A 16,825-nucleotide genomic window follows, 5' to 3' on the forward strand; every position below is an offset into this window, starting at 1 on the left:
TTCCTCGAAGGAAGATCCCGGTGGCCACGCTGACGTTTACTGGCCGGGATCGTTACACCACTCTACGGGGCACTACTTGAGGTCTTCCTCCCAAGTGGAAGACCCGACTGTCAACAACCTCCGTCAGTTCTATATTTGGCCAAGCCCTTGGGGCCAGCAAACTTGCGCACATTTTGCGCACAATCGAGTCAGGTCATGTGGGGTCGAAGGGGCACGAGTGGGCTCGTAGATCGTTGATTTTGCGCGCAAGAATACCGACGGCTATACCGCACAAGTACCCCGGATAGAGTTCGAATCCCACGCCCTCAGCGGGGGCCGCACGGTCTTCATCGACTAGCAGGCCGCGAGAACAGTGCGCGAACGGTGGCGTCGAAGTCTGTCCCGTCGGGATTGTAGGGCCACGGCCGCTGGTAGCCCCACAGGAACCCCACGACTCCAGTAACCGAGAGCAATACGATGTCGAGGGGCCGCGGAATTCCGCGGTTTTCCGTGCATCTGGAGGTGGGTAAAAACGGCCCCGTCACTGTTCAACTCCCTCCGTCGTCGCGTTCAGCACCGGCTCCGCAAGGTGTAGGCCGGCATTATCTGTCGGAGACGATGGCCAGTGGAGTCGGGCAAGCTCAGGCCGCTTGTAGCTAGGTCGTTCGGGTCGTCATTCCGGGTGCCCATTGAGGTCGTGATGCGGCCAACCGAATAACGCTTTGATAACGGGGATTTGCGTCAAAGCGTTTGACGCTCTTAGCGTGACGTCAATCGATTGAAGTCAAACGATTGACGACCCAAGGCGAAGGAGGCGACGATGCTCACGATGAAGGACATCGCGACGCATGTCGGCGTTTCCGTCTCCAGCGTAAGCCTCGTGCTCTCCGGCCGCGGAGAGGGTCGAGTTAACGCTCGTGTCGCCGACCGTATCCGGAGCGTGGCCGACGAGCTCGGCTATGTGCCGAACCAGCTCGCGCGGTCCCTGAAAACCAAACAGAGCCGCACGATCGGCGTGGTGTCCGATCAGGTCGCCACCGTGCCGTTCTCGGGGCACATGCTGGCGGGCGCGCAGCAGGCCGCGTGGAGCGCTGGTTTCATGCTCATGCTCATCGACACCTACGGAGACGACAGTGTCCAGGTGCCCGCGGTGCAGTCACTGCTGCAGCGCAATATCGAGGCGCTGATTGTTGCGACCAAAGTCCACAAGGTGGTCGAACTCCCGATGGTCCCCTCCACGATGCCCGTCGTCATCCTCGACGGGCGTCCCGACGAGACCGCGGGCGGCGACCTGGTCGACTTCGTCGTCCCTGATGAGGAGAGCGGCGCGTACACATCTACGTCGCTGCTCATCGCCGCCGGCCACCGCCGGATCGGTTTCCTCAACGTGCAGGCATACCCGATCGCGTCTCGCCTCCGCGAACGCGGCTACGAGCGTGCCTTGGCCGACGCGGGGATCCTCCGCGATCCGTCGCTCACCGTCGTTGCGGAAGATGCCGGAACGACCTTCGCGATCGAGCCAGCTCGGCGGCTGCTCGACCGGCCCGATCGACCGTCCGCGGTCTTCTGCTTCAGCGACCAGGGTGCGATGGGCCTGTACAACGTCGCTCGACACCTCGGCCTGGAGATCCCGCGCGATCTGTCCATCGCCGGGTTCGACAACCAGGAGTTCGTCGCGGACGCGCTCGACCCCGGGCTCACGACAGTCCAGCTTCCGCACAGGGAGATGGGTGAATGGGCGATCCGCCGCGCTGCCGGACGCCTCGACGGGAGCCTGGACGGCTCACCGCGCGACGGCTTCCTGATGCCGTGCCCGCCGGTACTCCGCGACTCGATAGGTCCGCCTCCAAGCTGACTCGAACCCCCTGACCGCACCATCCTTACCGCGCACGCACCGCGACCCCGCGGCGGCGCAAGCCTGCCCAAAACACGAACCCGGCGTGCCTCCTCGAGGCACGCCTGCACCCCGCCCCACCCATCCACCCATGCAAAGGAGCACCTCATGACAACACTCCGCACCCGAGTCCCGCGTCGCGGGCTCCGCCGGATCGCCGTCGGCGCAGCGGCGCTCGCCATTGCGGCGACCGCCTTGGTCGGCTGCAGCAGCGGCTCCGGCGGCAACGCCGGCAAGACCTTCACGATCCTCCAGTACGAGGACCCGACCACAGCGCAGGGCCAGGGCTGGAAGCTCGCGGTCGACATCTTCAAGAAGAAGCACCCCGGGGTGAAGGTCGACTTCCAGACAACGAGCTTTGACGCTGTTCGCAAGAACGCCAAGCTCGTGCTCGGGGGTAACAAGGTGCCCGACGTCGTCGAGTTCAACAAGGGCAACGCCGATGGAGGTCAGCTCGCCAGCCAGGGCCTCCTCTCGCCGCTCACCGACGAGGTGAAGAAGTACGGCTGGGACAAGAAGATCACCGGGTCGATGCAGTCGTTTGCCAAATACGACTCGTCAGGCAAGGCCGGTTCGGGCGACTGGTACGGCATCCCGAACATCGGCGAGTACGTCACCTTCTATTACAACAAGGCGTTGTTCCAGAAGGCCGGCATCACGAGCGAGCCCACGACGATGGACGAGTTCGTCGCCGACATGCAGAAGCTCCAAGCCGCCGGGATCACCCCGGTGTCGTCGTCGGCGTCGACCAACCAGGGCTTCAACCAGATGTGGGTCTGGTACTCGCTGGTCTCGGCGTACGCGACCCGCCAGCAGATCGACGACTACATGTTCCTCAAGGGCAAGGTCGACTTCTCGGCGGACCCGTGGAAGAAGGCCGCGACCCAGTTCCAGGACTGGATCGACAAGGGCTACCTGGGCACCGACCTCGCCGGTCTCACCTACGAGCAGGCGAACGTCAACTTCCTCAGCGGCAAGACCGGCATGCTGATCTGGAACAACAGCGTGTTCTCGCGGGTCAAGGACCAGTCCTCCTTCCCGTGGGGCTACTTCACCCTCCCCGGCGCGAAAATGTCGATGGGCTCCTCCGGGCACCTCTGGGGCGTGCCGGCGAAGGCTGCGAACAAGGACCTCGCCTACGACTGGATCAACATCACGCTGAGCCCGGAGGTGCAGAACAAGATCGGCGAGCTCGGCGGACTCCCGCTCGCCGGCGACTCCTCGAAGATCACCGACCCGGTGACCCGCGCCTACACCCAGCGTTTCGACCAGCTGGTGAAGAACGACACCCTCACCTTCTACCCGGACTACCCGGTGCCCGGCTTCCTCGACTTCATCCAGTCGAACATGGCCGCCATGTCCAACAAGAACGAGACCGCGGACGAATTCACCGCGAAGCTGCAGAAGTTCTACGACGACGGCAAGAACGCAGTCGGACAGGGCTGAGGACGGTGCGGGGACGCCACCCCGGCGTCCCCGCACGGCCCCATCGGATCAGGAGAGAACATGACGACACAGACGGCTGCACGCGGGGTACGAGCGACGGGCTCGACAAACGGACGGCGAGCGGGACGCGCCGGGTACTGGTGGTACCTCGTCCCGATGGTGGTCGGCACAGTCGCGATCGTGCTGCTGCCGTTCGCGGTGAACGTGTACTTTAGCCTGTTCCGGTGGAAGGGCGGCTTGGCGCCGATGCACTGGTACGGGCTCGGAAACTACGCCGACCTCCTCCAGGACGCCCAGTTCTGGCTCGCGTTCAAGAACTCGATCTTCATGATCGTCGGCATCGTGGTCGTACCGACGCTCCTCGGGTTGCTACTTGCGGCGATGCTGTTCGACTACATCGGCCGCGAGTTCGGCGGCAAAGCTGCGGCGTTCCTGCGTGCGACCTATTACCTGCCGCAGATCCTCCCCATCGCCGTCGCCGGGTTCGTCTGGAGCTGGGTCCTCGCCACACAGAACGGGTTGCTGAACAGCGTCATCCACGCCCTCGGAGTCTCCAGCCCTCCCGATTGGCTGGGTAATCCCGACATCGCGATCTACGCCGTCGTGCTCATGCTGATCTGGCTGCAGATCGGCTATCCGGTCGTCATCTTCATGGCGGCGCTGCAGCGGGTCGACCCTGAACTATACGAGGCGGCGTCGCTGGACGGCGCCGGCTGGTGGCGTCGCTTCAGGGCCATCACCATCCCGCAGATCCGGCCCGAGATCTTCGTCGTGGTGATCACCGCGACGGTCGGCGCACTCAAAGTGTTCGCGCCGATCCTCATCCTCACCGGGGGAGGGCCCGAGGGGTCGACGGTCGTGCCCTCGTACTACTCGTACCGGAACTTCTTCGAGCTGTCGAAGGTCGGCTACGGCTCGGCCATCGCGACAGCCATGTCCATCGTCATCTTCCTCGTCGCCGGCATCATGCTCTGGCTGCAGCGACGAGGCATCCAGGAGGAGGGCCGCTCGTGACCACCACGTTGACCAAAACGATCGCGACGGGCACACCCGCCCCCTCGCCTGCCACGCCGCGTACGCGACGGCGCCGCCGGCCGCTGCGCTGGCTGATCCTCGCGGTGGCCGTCGTCATCGCGCTTGTCATGGCGGCTCCGCTGCTGTTGCTTGTCCTCAATGCGTTCAAGACTGGCGCGGACTACTCCGCGCACGGCCCGCTCGCCTGGCCGCAGGACTTCAGCCTCCGATCGTTCCAGGACTACCTGAGCCGGGTCGACTACCTCCGCGCCCTCTGGAACTCGATCGTGATCGCCGGCCTCGTCGCTATCCTCGGAGCCTTGGTGTCGCTGCTGAGCGCGTACGCGATCGGTATCGGCCGGGTGCGCGGTAGCACCGCGCTCCTCGCAATCTTCCTGCTCGCGACGATGCTGCCGCAGGAAGCCCTGATCTACCCGCTGTTCTACGGCGCCCAGGCCACCGGGACCTTCAACACGATATGGAGCGTCATCATCGTCTTCACCGTGCTGCAGGCCGCGTTCGGCACCTACCTGCTCTCCAGCGTCATGTCGACGATCCCGCCGTCGCTGCTGGAAGCCGCAGCGCTCGACGGCGCGAGCCGCTGGCGCATCCTGTGGTCGGTCGTCTACCCCGTGATGCGGCCGACGCTCTCAGTTCTGATGGTCTTCTTCTTCGTCTGGACCTGGAACGAGTTCTACATCCCCCTCATCCTGCTGTCCGACCAGTCGGTGCAGACCATCCCGATCGCGCTGGCCACGCTGCAGGGACAGAACTCGATCAACGTGACCGCGCTCAATGCCGGTTCGCTGCTCTCGCTGCTGCCGACCTTGGTCTTCTTCGTCATTTTCCAGCGCACACTGAGCCGCGGCGTCACCGTCGGCTCGGTCAAGTAGCGCGCTTCCCGCTTTCCCGTTCCGCACCGTTATCAGAGGAGAACCGTTGCTTCCTTCACCGTCCGCCCTGCGCGCCCCGTCGGGCGTGCGCTCCCGCTCGATCAACGCGGAGAACCTGACAGGCGAGCCGGGAGCGGCCGCGGCCGCCAGCTCGCCGCTCGGCCCCGGCCGCAAGGGGAGCGCTTACCTGCCGGTGCCGGCGGGAGGCCAGCTCACGCTCGCGGACATTGTGGGTCCCGGGGTGATCCGGCACATCTGGATCACCGTCCCAGACCGCACCGACGGAGGCCCGTTCGTGCTGCGCGACCTCGTGCTCCGAATCTACTGGGACGACGAGACTGAGCCGTCGGTGGAGTCGCCCCTGGGGGACTTCTTCTGCAACGGCTTCGCGGCACGCGCTCTCGTGACCTCGGAGCCGATCGTCGTCGCGCCGACAGGCGGGATGAACTCGTACATCCCGATGCCATTCCGGCGCCGCGCCCGCATCGTCATCGACAGCGAGCACCCGCAGACGATCGACCATGTGTTCTTCCAGGTCGACTACACCGTCGGCGACGACCTCGACGCAGACACCCCGTACTTCCATGCACAGTGGCGTCGCTCCAACGCGACGACTGCTCTCGGGGAGGATCACGTCATCCTCGACGGTGTGAAGGGCAGCGGCAGGTACCTCGGCACCTACATCGGTCTCGCCTCCCTGACCCGCTACTGGTGGGGCGAGGGCGAGGTGAAGTTCTTCGTCGACGGGGACACCGACCTCCCGACGCTCTGCAGCACCGGGCTGGAGGACTACGCGGGAGGCGCGTGGGCGTTCCAGGACGAACTGCGCCACGACCCCGAGCCGGTGCCGATCACCTTCAGCGCGCCATACTGCGGATACCCGTTCTTCTCGACCCGGGACCAGACCAAGGGTGCGACGTTCATCCAGTCGACAGCGCCGATGCACGCCGTTTACCGCTGGCACCTGCCCGACCCGATCTGGTTCGAGTCCGACCTGCGCGTCACGGTGCAGCAGATCGGCGTCTGGGACAAGGGCCTGTTCGAGCGGAGCGACGACATCTTCTCTGTCGCGTATTGGTACCAAACCGAGCCCCACACGGTCTTCCCCGAGCTGCCCTCGGCAGCCGGACGCGTGCCGAGGTAGCAGATGACGGCGACGCATGCCGACGTCCTCGTGATCGGGGAGGCACTGGTCGACGTGTTCGACCGAAGCACTGGGCCCGAGGAGGCCAATGGGGGAAGTGCCGCGAACACGGCGCTCGCGCTGGGGCGCCTCGGCCGCCCGGTGCGCCTCACTACCGCGCTCGGCGCCGACGACCGCGGCGACGGACTGCGCGACTGGCTGGCCGCGTCGAACGTCGACGTGGACTCCTCACCGATCGCCCGGACGTCCACCGCGCGCGCGACGCTCACCCCGGAGGGTTCCGCGACATACGCGTTCGACGTGAACTGGGACGTAGAACTGACTGGAGTCGAGCCAGCGGCCGTGATCCACACCGGGTCCCTCGCCGCAGCGCTAGATCCCGGGGCCACGGTCGTCGAAGACTATCTTCGCGCAGCGAGGGCAATCGCGACGATCAGCGTCGACCCCAACGTCCGGCCGACCCTCCTTGGCAAGGACGAGCGCAGCCGCATCGAACGCATCCTCACCCTCGCCGACGTCATCAAGCTGAGCGATGAAGACCTCGCGTGGCTCCGGCCCGGAATCCCTCCCGAGACCGCCGCGACGCGCTGGCTTGATGCGGGGGCGGCGGTTGTCGTCATCACGCGCGGGGCGCGGGGAGCGCTCGGGTTCGCCCGCAGCGGTACGGTCGAGATCAACTCTGTGCCGGTGGTGGTCATGGACACCGTCGCCGCCGGCGACACGTTCACCGCCGCCCTTCTCGACGGCCTGCTCGCGGAGGAGCTGGCAGGAGCGAATCGGCGTGACCATCTGCACCAGGTCGACGCCGAAACACTCGCGCGCATCCTCCACAAGGCAGCCCGCGCCGCCGCGATCACCGTGGGCCGCCGTGGCGCGGACCCGCCAACGTGGGCGGAACTCGGTTGAGTATAAAACTGACGGAGGTTGTTGACAGTCGGGTCTTCCACTTGGGAGGAAGACCTCATGACGAAAGCACTCTCCACTGCAGCTCAACGGGCTATTGAACGGCGGGCGAATCACAAGCTCGCGTTGCTGCGGCATGTCGAGGAAGTCAGCGGCAACATCGCCGCGAGCTGCCGCTACTTCGGCGTGAGTCGGCAGGCCTACTACGCCTGGTTGAAGCGCTACGAGGCGGAAGGGTTCGAGGGGCTCAAGGACCGCTCCAGCGCCCCGCACCATTCACCGACCGCGACCGACGCGGAGGTGATCGAGAAGATCCTCTGGCTGCGACAGCAGTATCACTTCGGGCCGGAGAAGATCGCGATGTATCTGAAGCGGTATCACGACATCACGATCAGCAATTCCGGGGTCTGGCGGATCCTGAAGAAGGTGGGCCTGAACCGGTTGCCGGCCTCGCAGCGTTACAAACGTCGGGAGATCCGGTGGAAACGCTACGAGAAGCAACGCCCCGGCCACGCCCTGCAGGTGGATGTGAAGTTCATCGAACCGCTGGGCCAGACGGGCAAGAAGAAGCGCTACTACCAATACACCGCCATCGATGACTGCACACGCCTGCGCGTGCTGAAGGCCTACCCGACCCACGATCAGAAGACCGCGATCCGGTTCATCGACCACGTCCTCTCCAAGCTGCCGTTCAAGGTTGAGAAAGTCCAAACCGACAACGGCAGCGAGTTCGGCCAGTCCTTCCACTGGCACCTGCTGGACAAGGGCATCGACCACATTCGTATCAAGCCGGCCACACCGCGGCTGAATGGGAAGGTCGAGCGCTCGCACCGGATTGATGCGGAGGAGTTCTACCGTCTGCTGGAGGGCCAGGTGATCGACGACGTCAATCTCTTCAACGACCGCCTCCAACAATGGGAGGACTACTACAACTACGATCGACCACACGGAGCCCTCAAAGGACAGACCCCTTACGAGCGGCTCAAGCAGAAAACGCAGGACCCGCTGTCATAGGCCTCCGTCAGTTGCACACGGAACTCGGTTGAGAGCAGGTCTGACTTGCCCACATCTTGCCCACAACTGGTTGGCGACGCACGCGATCACGGTGATGCTCACGAGCACAAATCTCGCGGAATCCTGCGGGAGCCCGCCGCGAAGTCAGTCCTCTAAGAGCGATAGTTAGAGCACACGGCTCATAATCGTGGTGTCGCGGGTTCGAGTCCCGCCCTCGCTACATAGCTTGAAAACACGGGGAACGGCGGCTGTTGATCAGCCGCCGTTTTCTCGTTGTCGGGGCGATTTGGACACAATTTGGACACACTCCAAATCAGCGGGGCTGGTTCCGGGCACGCTCAGTCACTCAGATCAGCCGTGCGACGTGGTGATCACGCGGAGTGGTTCAGCGCGATCGAGGCGGCCTCGTCGAGACGGTAGGCGACGTCATCGAGGTCGTCGTTGAAGAGGTCCGCGTAGACGTCGAGGGTCATGGCCGCGGAGGCGTGACCGAGCATGCGCTGCACCGCTTTGACGTTGGCGCCGGCAGAGACTGCCAGGCTGGCCGTGGTGTGACGCAGATCGTGAATCGTCATCGACGGTAGACCTGCTGTCACAAGTGCTTTGTCGAACCAGGAGTTCTGCCGAATGGTCGGCGTTGTCTGGTGTTCGCCAAATCGCCCGGGGAAAACGAGATCGTCAACGCCTTTGCCGTCCAACGCCTCGCCGAGCCTGTTGCTGAGGAACGCGGGGAACGGCACGCTGCGCCGCTTGTGCGTCTTCGGGGAGCCGACGATCACCTCGCCGCGGACGAAGACGGCATTCTCAACGATGTGCAGCCGCCTCCTAGAGAGGTCGACGTCCTTGACGCGGAGCGCGGTCGCCTCGCCCCAACGCACACCCGTATACCCGAGCAGGAGGATGAGCGTTCCCTGTTCGCCGCTCGCACCGGCTAGCCGGTGGAGTTGTTCGTGTGTGAGGTAGCGGTGCTCCCTGGAGACCTTGCGAGGCAACGCGACCCCGCGCGCCGGGTTCGACGCGAGCCGATGGTCGCGGACGGCCACGTCGAGGATCCTGGCGAGAATCCCGTAGCACCGGTGCACGAGTGCCGGCGACTTGGGCTTACCGAAGCCGTTGCCGCCGGCGCTGAGCCCAGAGACCCATTGTTGAACGTCGCTGTGTCGGATCTGTCCGATCGACTTCGAGCCCCACGCTGGTCGTACGTGAAGTCTCCAAGCCGATTCGACGACAGCAACAGACGACGGCTTGAGGTGGGTCTGCGACGTCATCCACTGCTCACCGAGTTCGTCGATCGTGGCGCGCGCTTGGGCTGAGTCGATGTAGTCACCTCGAGCTTTCTTGACTTCCACTGAGGCGAGATAGAGGTCGGCCTCGCGCTTCGTGCGGAAGCCGCGCTTGCTGGCCTGGCTGTGATCGGGCTTTCGATAACGGACTCGATATCGGCGCCCGTTTGCGCTCTCGTAGGCTTCGACGCTCCCCATCGGCGTTCCTCCCGCCTTCTGATGCCACGAAGATCGTTGGCTTACGACTCCGCCGCTTCTGCGATTCCAATTAGGCCCGCGCTCGCGAGCAGCTCGGCGACATCTGCGATTTCCTTCGCCATTCGGTCGATGCGCTTCTTCACCGCGGTGTTGGTAGCGATCAGGTCGGGATCGCCGGACGCGTCCTGGGTCTTCAGCACGATCTCTAGGCGATCGAGTTCACGCCGAAGGGTGCCGAGCTCACGCAGGGAGTTGAGGATGGCGATGTCGGCTCGTTCAGACGCCAGGCGTGGTCGATACGAACTGGCTGGGGTGGATGACAGCCAGCTGTCGAACTCTGCCGCTGTCATCCCAGTGAAGTCGTCGCTGAGGTTCCCAAGATCCAGTGTGGCGTCTGGCCTGCCGATCGGGGCAAGCAGCATACTCACCGGCACATTCAGTCCGCGTGCAATGTTCAGCAGCTGACTGATGCTGATGTCGGCTTTCCTGCCGGACTCGATGTTCTCCAGGATCGCCTCGGTCACGTTCCCGCCCGGGATGGCCTCGGCCAAGTCTGCCGTCGTGCGATAGCCACGCTCTCGGCGCGCCAATCTGATCCGCACACCAATGCTTGTCTCCGCTCGAAAGTCTGCCATTTCAACAGCTTAGTGCCCAACCTGTTGTCAAGTATTCAATTCTTTGCTACCGTGCTCTCAACAACTCAGATGCTCCTAGGTTGTCGAAACGGAGGAGACAAAATGACAGGAGAATTCATTCAGCCAGCGGAAGTGGTGGAGCTCACAGGGTTGTCCATCGCTGCGCTTGCCCAACTGCGTTATCACGGCAAAGGGCCGCGGTTCTACAAGCCGACTCCGCGCACCGTCCTCTACAAGCGGTCGGAGGTGTTGGCATGGCTGGAGGCGAGCGCCCAGACGAAGACCGGAGTGTACGCGTAGCCGAGCCGGCGCCCGCTGGCCCCGGGGTCATCCAGGACTTCGTGGATGGCTATCTCGTGCCGGTCGATCCGATGGATGACTTGCAGTGCGAGAGCTGTCAGTAGAACTGCTGGTTCACCCCGGCGCGCCATCCCATTGCATCCCCCTGTTCGGGGGTAGCGTGCGGCATCAAATGGAGCGGCTGATTCTTACCCCGATCACAGTGACGCCCGGCTCCCAACTCGAGTCAGAGCGGCGGTAACCCATCGTGACTGAGACTCCCGAACTTCAGAGTCGTAGTCGCTGCTCCATCACCGAATCCGGGCTCGTCGCCCCAACCTCCCCGGCGATGCTCGGCTCATCCACCCACTCATCTTCACGAGCGCTCCCGCGCGCCCATTCGCGCTGACCCAAACGCAGTCTCACGAGCCGCCTGGCTCGAACCCGGTCCTTCGCAGTAGCCACCTCCATGCAAGGAAGGTTGTGATCTCGTGGCTGGAGGAACCCAAGTCCGCACGCGGACGGATGCGCTTCTCACGGAGTTGCTCCGTGAAGTCGACACCCTGCGACCGTACGTCCGCTTCCAACTGCGCGGCTGGCCGAGTGAGGTCGACGCCGTTCTACAGATCGCCCGGGAGACGGTCTGGCACCGGTCCTCCACCTTCGACCCCAAGCGCGGGTCGCCGCACGCGTTTGTGTTCGGCATCACCCGTCACGTCGTGTTGCGGGAGATAGAGCGGAAGCACGTGCCGATGGACGACGTTCCGGACGACGTCGAGTCCAACTCCGATATCGACCCCTTGGAGGCGTTGATCCGGCGGTTCAGCGCGCACCGGTGGATGGTGCTGGTCGCCGATTTCGTCGGCCCATCCGACTGGCACGTGATGAGCGACCTGAGCCTGGCAGACGGTAACACCGAGCGAGTGGCCGAGGCCCATCAACTGTCCAAGCGCGGCGTCCGCACGATCCACGACCGCGTGTGCCAGACCGCACGAACCGTGCTCGCTGCCCTTGCTGCCGCGGATGCGGGACTACCGCTGACAGGCTCCATGATCGTGTCGTGCGTGCCCGAGATCGGTGGGTTCCGAGAGGTCGCAGAGATGATCGGCGACGACGCAGGCACCATCGCCGCTACACTTCACATTCACCCCGGCTCGGCTCGGGCCCGGATCGCAACAGCGAAGCGGCTGCTGATGATTGCCCAGACCGTCCTCGAACAGGAGCTGGCGGCATGAGGAGCGTCGGGGCGGCTGCCGCTCACGCGGTGTCGCATCCGAAGACGACTCGGAACGTGCTGATCGTCGCGGCGGTCATCGTTCTGGTCGTCCCTATCGCGCTCGTCGCCGTGCCGGTCAGCCTGGTCATTGCGATGGGTGCCAACGGCTTCGGAGGCGGTGGGGGAGCGTGCGGCGGATCCGCGCCATCCGTGGAGGCCGGCCAGAACGTTGACGGGTACGGACCCGAGCAGCTGCAGATCGCAGCGACGATCATCACGGTCGGCCAACAGATGAGCGTGCCCCCACGCGGGCAGACCCTCGCGTTGATGGTCGCCATCGGCGAGTCCGGACTCCGAAACCTCAACCACGGGGACGCCGTCGACAACACCACTATCGGTGTCTTCCAGCAAGGCGCCGGCTACGGCACCCCCGCGCAGCGGATGGACCCAGCGACCGCGGCCGCCGCGTTCTACACCCGCATGCTGCACGTCCCCGACTGGCAGACACTCGCCCCGACCCTCGTCGCTCACGCGGTCCAGATCAACGCCGACCCGAACCACTACGCCCCGTTCTGGACACCCGCCGAGCAGGTGCTCGCCGCTCTGACCGGGTCGAGTGCTGGGACGTGTCAGGTCCCGGCGGATGCCCGGGCAGCTGCGGTCGCCCTGGTGGGCGCGATCCAGGCGAAGAAGCTGAACTTCCTCGAGCCCCGCTACCAGCAGCAAGTCATCAACATGGCCGACGGGACGGCGACGCCGGACTGCGCGATCGACGCCCACGTTCTCCAGCTGATCGTCGTCGCGGTTCAGTCCTTTCAGCAGGTTGGGGTTAGCGATCTCAACCGGCGCTGCACCGGCATGACCCCTGGAGCGGGCACCGCGTCCGCGCACTGGAAGGGCAAAGCGGTCGACTTCTACGCGATCAACCGGCAGTCCCTCACCGGGGCCGACACACTCTCAGTCCAGCTGATCCACGTCCTGGATCCGTACGCCCCGCACGGGTCGTTGGCCGGTCAGAGCGACTGCCGCTCCCGCGCCCATGTCTCGCTCGGCGTGCTCGTGAACATCACCAGCGACTTTCCCGATACCTGCAACCACCAGCACATTCAGGTGCCCTGACCGAACAAATCTCCAAGATGCGCGCCAAGAACCGCCCCTAACCGGAAGTTCCAAGTGAAGGGCGCATACGAAACCGAGGTGAATCGAGATGAACAAGAAGCTGATCGCAGTCGCGGCGCTCCTCCCATGCCTGGCACTTGCCGGTTGCGCCGGCACGACGCCCGCGCGCAACCCGTCGTTCACGACGGTCGCGCCGGCCAAGCCGACTATTACCCCGTCCAGCGGTGCGACCCCGGCCGCCGACGGCATCGTCGACACCGTCTATGTCCAGGTCTTCCCTGGCCGCACCTTCAAGTCCAGGCACGGCTGCCGATGCACCCTCCCGGACACTGCGCAGGAGCTCTTTCCGGCTGGGACGCCGGTGGTGTTCATGAGAATCACGATGACGGGCGAGTGGAAGCCGTCCCAGGGCGGCCAGACCTACCAGGACGTCACCGGCACCACCCTGAAAGGCACCCAATTCGATGGGCGCCCCGAACCGGCGGTCCTCGACACCACCGATGGTCCCGCGGCCGCGAAGGAGGCCGGGCTGTCCTGGCTCCCGTCGGGCTTGTTCGCGAAGAACTCCGATTGGACGATCCCGAACGACAAGGAACGCTCCTTCGGCGCAGCCTGGTACCTCCCGCCCGGCGTCGACCGGCTCTTCCTCACCGTGGATGTCCCCTCGGAAGGGCAGCCTCTACAGCTGGTCGTCCCCTTGCCGACGTCGGCGACCAGCGCCGCGAACGCGAGCGGGGAGTGACCGTAATGGACCTGATCCTCAACCTGCTTCGCCTCCTGCTCATCGTCGGCATCGCCCTGCTCGGGATCCTCGGAGCCGGGCTGCTGGCCGCATGGCGGATGAGCGAGCGGAAAGAACCCGAACCGTCGACCGACCCCACGGAAAGGAACCAAGAATCATGAACGCACTCAACGAAGCCCTCGTCACCGTCCACGCACGCATCATCACCGTGGCGGCTGTCCCGAACCCCAGCCCGGACTTCTCCGGGCCCGGTGTCGGAGCGCTGCAGGCGATCGCGAACGTCGTGTTCGCGATCGTGCTCATCCTGGGCGTGATCGGCGGGCTGATCGCCGGCGGGTTTATCGTCGTCGGCCACATCTCCAGCAACGGCCGCGTACAGAAAGCCGGAATCGTCGGTGTGATCAGCTGCGTCGCCGGCGTCGCCATCGCCGGCAGCATCGCCGGACTCATCAACTGGGGCCAGTCCCTCCACGTGGCGTAACCATCATGATCGACATCGCTACTACTGCTCCGCCGGATCCCTTCGCACCGAACTACGGCTGCTTCGTCGCCGACTTCGGCTGCCAAGCGTCCCAAACGCTCGCGCAGTTCATGGGCTCCACGATCCGCAACCTCGGCGACTTCATTGCCACGATGATCGCCGGGTCCTTCAACACGAACATCGATCAGGGCAGTTGGAACATCGCCCACTCGCAGTTCCTGTTCTGGATCGCCGTCACCGCCCCGATCATCCTGATCATCGCCCTGGTGCAGATCGGCATTGCGATGATCCTGCAGGACTGGTCCCGCATCGGCCGCACCGCAGCCGGGGCCGCTCTCGCGATTCCGTTCTCGGCGATCTGCGTCTGGGGAATGCAGAAGGCCTCCGGCATCACCGACGACATCACCAGCAGCCTCACGACGGTTGCTCAAGGCGGGGACCTCGCTAAGGGGCTGCTTCGTGTGGTCGGGCTGCTCGACCTGCCCAATCAATCCGCGAACGCGGTCATGCACAGCTCGCAGTTCACCCAAGGCGGCGTCATCTACGCGATGGCCGCCCAGGGAGCTCATGGGCCAGCCGCCGTCGGCGATTACGTCGTCGCGCTACTGGTCGTCGGGCTGATGATGATCGCCTCCCTCTTCCTCTTCATTGCCATGTCGATCCGGGAGTTCGGCCTCTTGGCACTGGCGGCTATGGCCCCGGTCGGGCTGATGATGATCGGCCAGCCCAAGCTCACCGCCTGGGCCCAGCGCTGGATGAACCTCACCGTCGGACTCCTCATCGCAAAACCGCTCGCAGCGGGGGTCGTGCTACTGGCCGTGGAACTCACGAAAGCGTCCCTGAGCGCCGGGGTCATCCTCGTGGCCGCCGGCGCGGTGATCGCCGCCGCCTTCAGCCCCCTGTGGGCGACAAAGCTCGTCTCGTTCGCCGGTGCCGAGGTCGGTACTGCCCTCCATCATCGGTTCTCGGTCCGCGACCAGTTCTCGCGCGCCAGCACCGCCGCCGCGCCCGTCCGCACCGCGGCACGGGTCGTCAAGGTTGGGAGATAACTCATGACCACCCTCGCCGCTGACCAGATCATCACTGAGGAAGGCGCACCCCGGGTCCGCTTTGCCGCCCGCGAACGGCGGGGTATCTTCCTCGGGCTGACGTTCCTTCAGCTGGTCGTGATCGGCGCCGCCGTCGCGGTCCTGCTCTCAACCCTGTTCATCGACACCAACGCGATCTGGGTGATGCTTCCCATCGTCGCCGTCGCTGTGTTCTTCGCTCTCGCCACCTACCGGCGCGAGCCGGTCATCGTGATCGGCGTCCAAGCGGCCCGCTACGTGCGCCGGAGTCTGACCGGCCAGACCAGCTTCCGACGCGATGTCTGGCTCCGAGTGAGTGTCGCCTCCCTCAACGTCGGGCACGCCCAGGTCGCCGCGGTGACCCCGGTGGTGACCTCGAAGTTCCTCCTGCCCGGCGCGCTCGGCGACGTGCAGATCGTCCAGATCCCCGGCGCCGGCGGCTTCATCTACAACGCCCGCGGCAGACTCGCCTCCATCACGGTGAAGGTCGGGTCCAAGGCATGGGCGCTGCGGGACAAGGGCACCCAGGAAGCCGCCTACGACGGATTCGTGGAATGGCTCAGCTCACTGGAGAACCTGCCCGGAGTGCGTGAGACCACCATCCGGATCCGCGTCGACCGAGCCTCCTCGAACGAGCTGCGCGACTACCTGGTCGCGCGAGAGAACGAGCACGACCCGCAAGTCACGTCCGAGCTGCGCGAGCAGTATTGGGCGCTCACGCAGGCGGCGTCGAAGCGGTCGATGGGGTTCACGAACTACATCACGCTCACCTTCGACACCGCCGCGCTCAACGGCGCGATCCGTGATGCAGGGAAAGGCCTGACCGGCCTAGCCGCCGTACTGAAAGAGCGGGTGGGCGGGGTCGAGACGTCGATGGAGCACGCCCGGCTCGCTCCGGCTGGGTGGCTTACCTCCGACGAGCTCGACGAGCTCAACGCGCTGTCCGCGGACCCGGTCGCCGCGGCGACGCGACGTGAGCGGGACTCCGAGATCGTGTCTGCGCCGTCGCCGGTGATGGGGATCGACGAGGGCTGGGATGCGATGCGGGTGGACGAGTCCTGGCACCAGACGTTCTGGGTTGCCGAATGGCCGCGCACCGACGTCCGCACCGGGTTCCTCGAACCGCTCCTCTATGCAGGCGACGCGACCAGGGTGATCACCTTGCAGGTGCGACCTGTCGCGACGCACAAGGCGCTGGCCCAGCTGAACCGAGCCCAGTCCGATATGGAGACCGCCGCGACGATCCGGATGAAGCTGTCCTCCCGCATCCCGCTCACCCACCTCCGTGAAGAAGAGGATCTTGCGGTGCGGGAGCACGACCTCGTCGACGGGTTCGGTGACGTTCAGTACCGCGGGTTCGTCACCATCTCTGCCGAATCCAAAGACGCTCTCTCCAAAGCCCGCACCGACCTCGAGCAGGCCTCGCACCCGGCACGGCTCGTGCTCGCGTCCATGTGGGGTCAGCAGGCCGCCGGGTTCGTCACCGCTGCGCTGCCCGTACCGCTGGAAGGGGAATGA

Annotated in this window: 17 protein-coding genes; 15 read left to right on the forward strand and 2 right to left on the reverse strand. The window is 65.0% G+C overall.

Annotated features, from left to right (window positions below; all coding sequences use genetic code 11):
- The first annotated feature begins 799 nt into the window (after positions 1-799).
- From AC1ROW_RS19800 to AC1ROW_RS19830, 7 genes are all read left to right on the forward strand, one after another.
- Entirely contained in the window at positions 800-1,834 is a 1,035-nt protein-coding gene (locus AC1ROW_RS19800; protein ID WP_493021067.1) for a LacI family DNA-binding transcriptional regulator, read from the forward strand.
- 147 nt (positions 1,835-1,981) lie between these two features.
- On the forward strand, positions 1,982-3,319 hold the full coding sequence (locus AC1ROW_RS19805) for an ABC transporter substrate-binding protein (RefSeq protein ID WP_493021069.1): 1,338 nt from the start codon (positions 1,982-1,984) through the stop codon (positions 3,317-3,319).
- Between the two features lie 60 nt (positions 3,320-3,379).
- Positions 3,380-4,333, forward strand: coding sequence for a carbohydrate ABC transporter permease (locus tag AC1ROW_RS19810; protein ID WP_493021071.1), 954 nt, complete (start codon positions 3,380-3,382; stop codon positions 4,331-4,333).
- Complete coding sequence (locus tag AC1ROW_RS19815; protein ID WP_493021073.1) at positions 4,330-5,226, forward strand: carbohydrate ABC transporter permease; 897 nt, start codon at positions 4,330-4,332, stop codon at positions 5,224-5,226. Before AC1ROW_RS19810 ends, AC1ROW_RS19815 begins: the two co-directional genes overlap by 4 nt.
- Before the next feature lie 46 nt (positions 5,227-5,272).
- Positions 5,273-6,370, forward strand: a complete 1,098-nt coding sequence (locus AC1ROW_RS19820; protein ID WP_493021075.1) for a glycoside hydrolase family 172 protein — start codon at positions 5,273-5,275, stop codon at positions 6,368-6,370.
- A gap of 3 nt (positions 6,371-6,373) precedes the next feature.
- Entirely contained in the window at positions 6,374-7,276 is a 903-nt protein-coding gene (locus AC1ROW_RS19825) for a carbohydrate kinase family protein (RefSeq protein WP_493021077.1), read from the forward strand.
- Positions 7,277-7,333: 57 nt separating this feature from the next.
- Positions 7,334-8,287, forward strand: coding sequence for an IS481 family transposase (locus AC1ROW_RS19830; RefSeq protein WP_493021079.1), 954 nt, complete (start codon positions 7,334-7,336; stop codon positions 8,285-8,287).
- A gap of 371 nt (positions 8,288-8,658) precedes the next feature.
- Here the strand turns inward: AC1ROW_RS19830 and AC1ROW_RS19835 are convergent, their stop codons facing one another.
- Positions 8,659-9,768, reverse strand: coding sequence for a site-specific integrase (locus tag AC1ROW_RS19835; protein ID WP_493021081.1), 1,110 nt, complete (start codon positions 9,766-9,768; stop codon positions 8,659-8,661).
- Between the two features lie 41 nt (positions 9,769-9,809).
- Positions 9,810-10,403, reverse strand: coding sequence for a helix-turn-helix transcriptional regulator (locus AC1ROW_RS19840; protein WP_493021083.1), 594 nt, complete (start codon positions 10,401-10,403; stop codon positions 9,810-9,812).
- A 102-nt stretch (positions 10,404-10,505) separates the two neighbouring features.
- On the opposite strand from AC1ROW_RS19840, the gene AC1ROW_RS19845 reads away from it, so the two are divergent.
- The 8 genes from AC1ROW_RS19845 (at position 10,506) to AC1ROW_RS19880 (ending at position 16,825) form a co-directional block, all read left to right on the forward strand.
- Positions 10,506-10,703, forward strand: a complete 198-nt coding sequence (locus tag AC1ROW_RS19845; protein ID WP_493021085.1) for a helix-turn-helix transcriptional regulator — start codon at positions 10,506-10,508, stop codon at positions 10,701-10,703.
- A 470-nt stretch (positions 10,704-11,173) separates the two neighbouring features.
- Positions 11,174-11,917, forward strand: coding sequence for a hypothetical protein (locus tag AC1ROW_RS19850; protein ID WP_493021087.1), 744 nt, complete (start codon positions 11,174-11,176; stop codon positions 11,915-11,917).
- Positions 11,914-13,017, forward strand: a complete 1,104-nt coding sequence (locus tag AC1ROW_RS19855; RefSeq protein ID WP_493021089.1) for a hypothetical protein — start codon at positions 11,914-11,916, stop codon at positions 13,015-13,017. The genes AC1ROW_RS19850 and AC1ROW_RS19855 overlap by 4 nt, the downstream gene beginning before the upstream one ends.
- A gap of 88 nt (positions 13,018-13,105) precedes the next feature.
- Positions 13,106-13,759, forward strand: coding sequence for a hypothetical protein (locus AC1ROW_RS19860; RefSeq protein ID WP_493021091.1), 654 nt, complete (start codon positions 13,106-13,108; stop codon positions 13,757-13,759).
- A 5-nt stretch (positions 13,760-13,764) separates the two neighbouring features.
- Positions 13,765-13,920: a hypothetical protein gene (locus AC1ROW_RS19865; RefSeq protein ID WP_493021093.1), complete on the forward strand. Its 156-nt coding sequence runs from the start codon at positions 13,765-13,767 to the stop codon at positions 13,918-13,920.
- Positions 13,917-14,240, forward strand: a complete 324-nt coding sequence (locus AC1ROW_RS19870; protein WP_493021095.1) for a hypothetical protein — start codon at positions 13,917-13,919, stop codon at positions 14,238-14,240. Before AC1ROW_RS19865 ends, AC1ROW_RS19870 begins: the two co-directional genes overlap by 4 nt.
- A gap of 110 nt (positions 14,241-14,350) precedes the next feature.
- The gene (locus AC1ROW_RS19875; RefSeq protein WP_493021097.1) at positions 14,351-15,289 is read left to right on the forward strand and encodes a hypothetical protein; all 939 of its coding nucleotides are present in this window, start codon (positions 14,351-14,353) and stop codon (positions 15,287-15,289) included.
- Positions 15,290-15,292: 3 nt separating this feature from the next.
- Positions 15,293-16,825, forward strand: a complete 1,533-nt coding sequence (locus AC1ROW_RS19880; RefSeq protein WP_493021099.1) for an SCO6880 family protein — start codon at positions 15,293-15,295, stop codon at positions 16,823-16,825.

Source organism: Leifsonia sp. GW821-FHT13C09, assembly GCF_058806435.1.

Excerpts from the sequence above, each read along its gene's own strand:
- AC1ROW_RS19835 (WP_493021081.1), bottom strand. The coding sequence starts at position 9,768 with ATGGGGAGCGTCGAAGCCTACGAGAGCGCAAACGGGCGCCGATATCGA.
- AC1ROW_RS19855 (WP_493021089.1), top strand. The coding sequence starts at position 11,914 with ATGAGGAGCGTCGGGGCGGCTGCCGCTCACGCGGTGTCGCATCCGAAG.
- AC1ROW_RS19830 (WP_493021079.1), top strand. The coding sequence starts at position 7,334 with ATGACGAAAGCACTCTCCACTGCAGCTCAACGGGCTATTGAACGGCGG.
- AC1ROW_RS19840 (WP_493021083.1), bottom strand. The coding sequence starts at position 10,403 with ATGGCAGACTTTCGAGCGGAGACAAGCATTGGTGTGCGGATCAGATTG.
- AC1ROW_RS19825 (WP_493021077.1), top strand. The coding sequence starts at position 6,374 with ATGACGGCGACGCATGCCGACGTCCTCGTGATCGGGGAGGCACTGGTC.
- AC1ROW_RS19845 (WP_493021085.1), top strand. The coding sequence starts at position 10,506 with ATGACAGGAGAATTCATTCAGCCAGCGGAAGTGGTGGAGCTCACAGGG.
- AC1ROW_RS19805 (WP_493021069.1), top strand. The coding sequence starts at position 1,982 with ATGACAACACTCCGCACCCGAGTCCCGCGTCGCGGGCTCCGCCGGATC.
- AC1ROW_RS19865 (WP_493021093.1), top strand. The coding sequence starts at position 13,765 with ATGGACCTGATCCTCAACCTGCTTCGCCTCCTGCTCATCGTCGGCATC.
- AC1ROW_RS19800 (WP_493021067.1), top strand. The coding sequence starts at position 800 with ATGCTCACGATGAAGGACATCGCGACGCATGTCGGCGTTTCCGTCTCC.
- AC1ROW_RS19860 (WP_493021091.1), top strand. The coding sequence starts at position 13,106 with ATGAACAAGAAGCTGATCGCAGTCGCGGCGCTCCTCCCATGCCTGGCA.
- AC1ROW_RS19875 (WP_493021097.1), top strand. The coding sequence starts at position 14,351 with ATGGGCTCCACGATCCGCAACCTCGGCGACTTCATTGCCACGATGATC.
- AC1ROW_RS19810 (WP_493021071.1), top strand. The coding sequence starts at position 3,380 with ATGACGACACAGACGGCTGCACGCGGGGTACGAGCGACGGGCTCGACA.
- AC1ROW_RS19880 (WP_493021099.1), top strand. The coding sequence starts at position 15,293 with ATGACCACCCTCGCCGCTGACCAGATCATCACTGAGGAAGGCGCACCC.
- AC1ROW_RS19870 (WP_493021095.1), top strand. The coding sequence starts at position 13,917 with ATGAACGCACTCAACGAAGCCCTCGTCACCGTCCACGCACGCATCATC.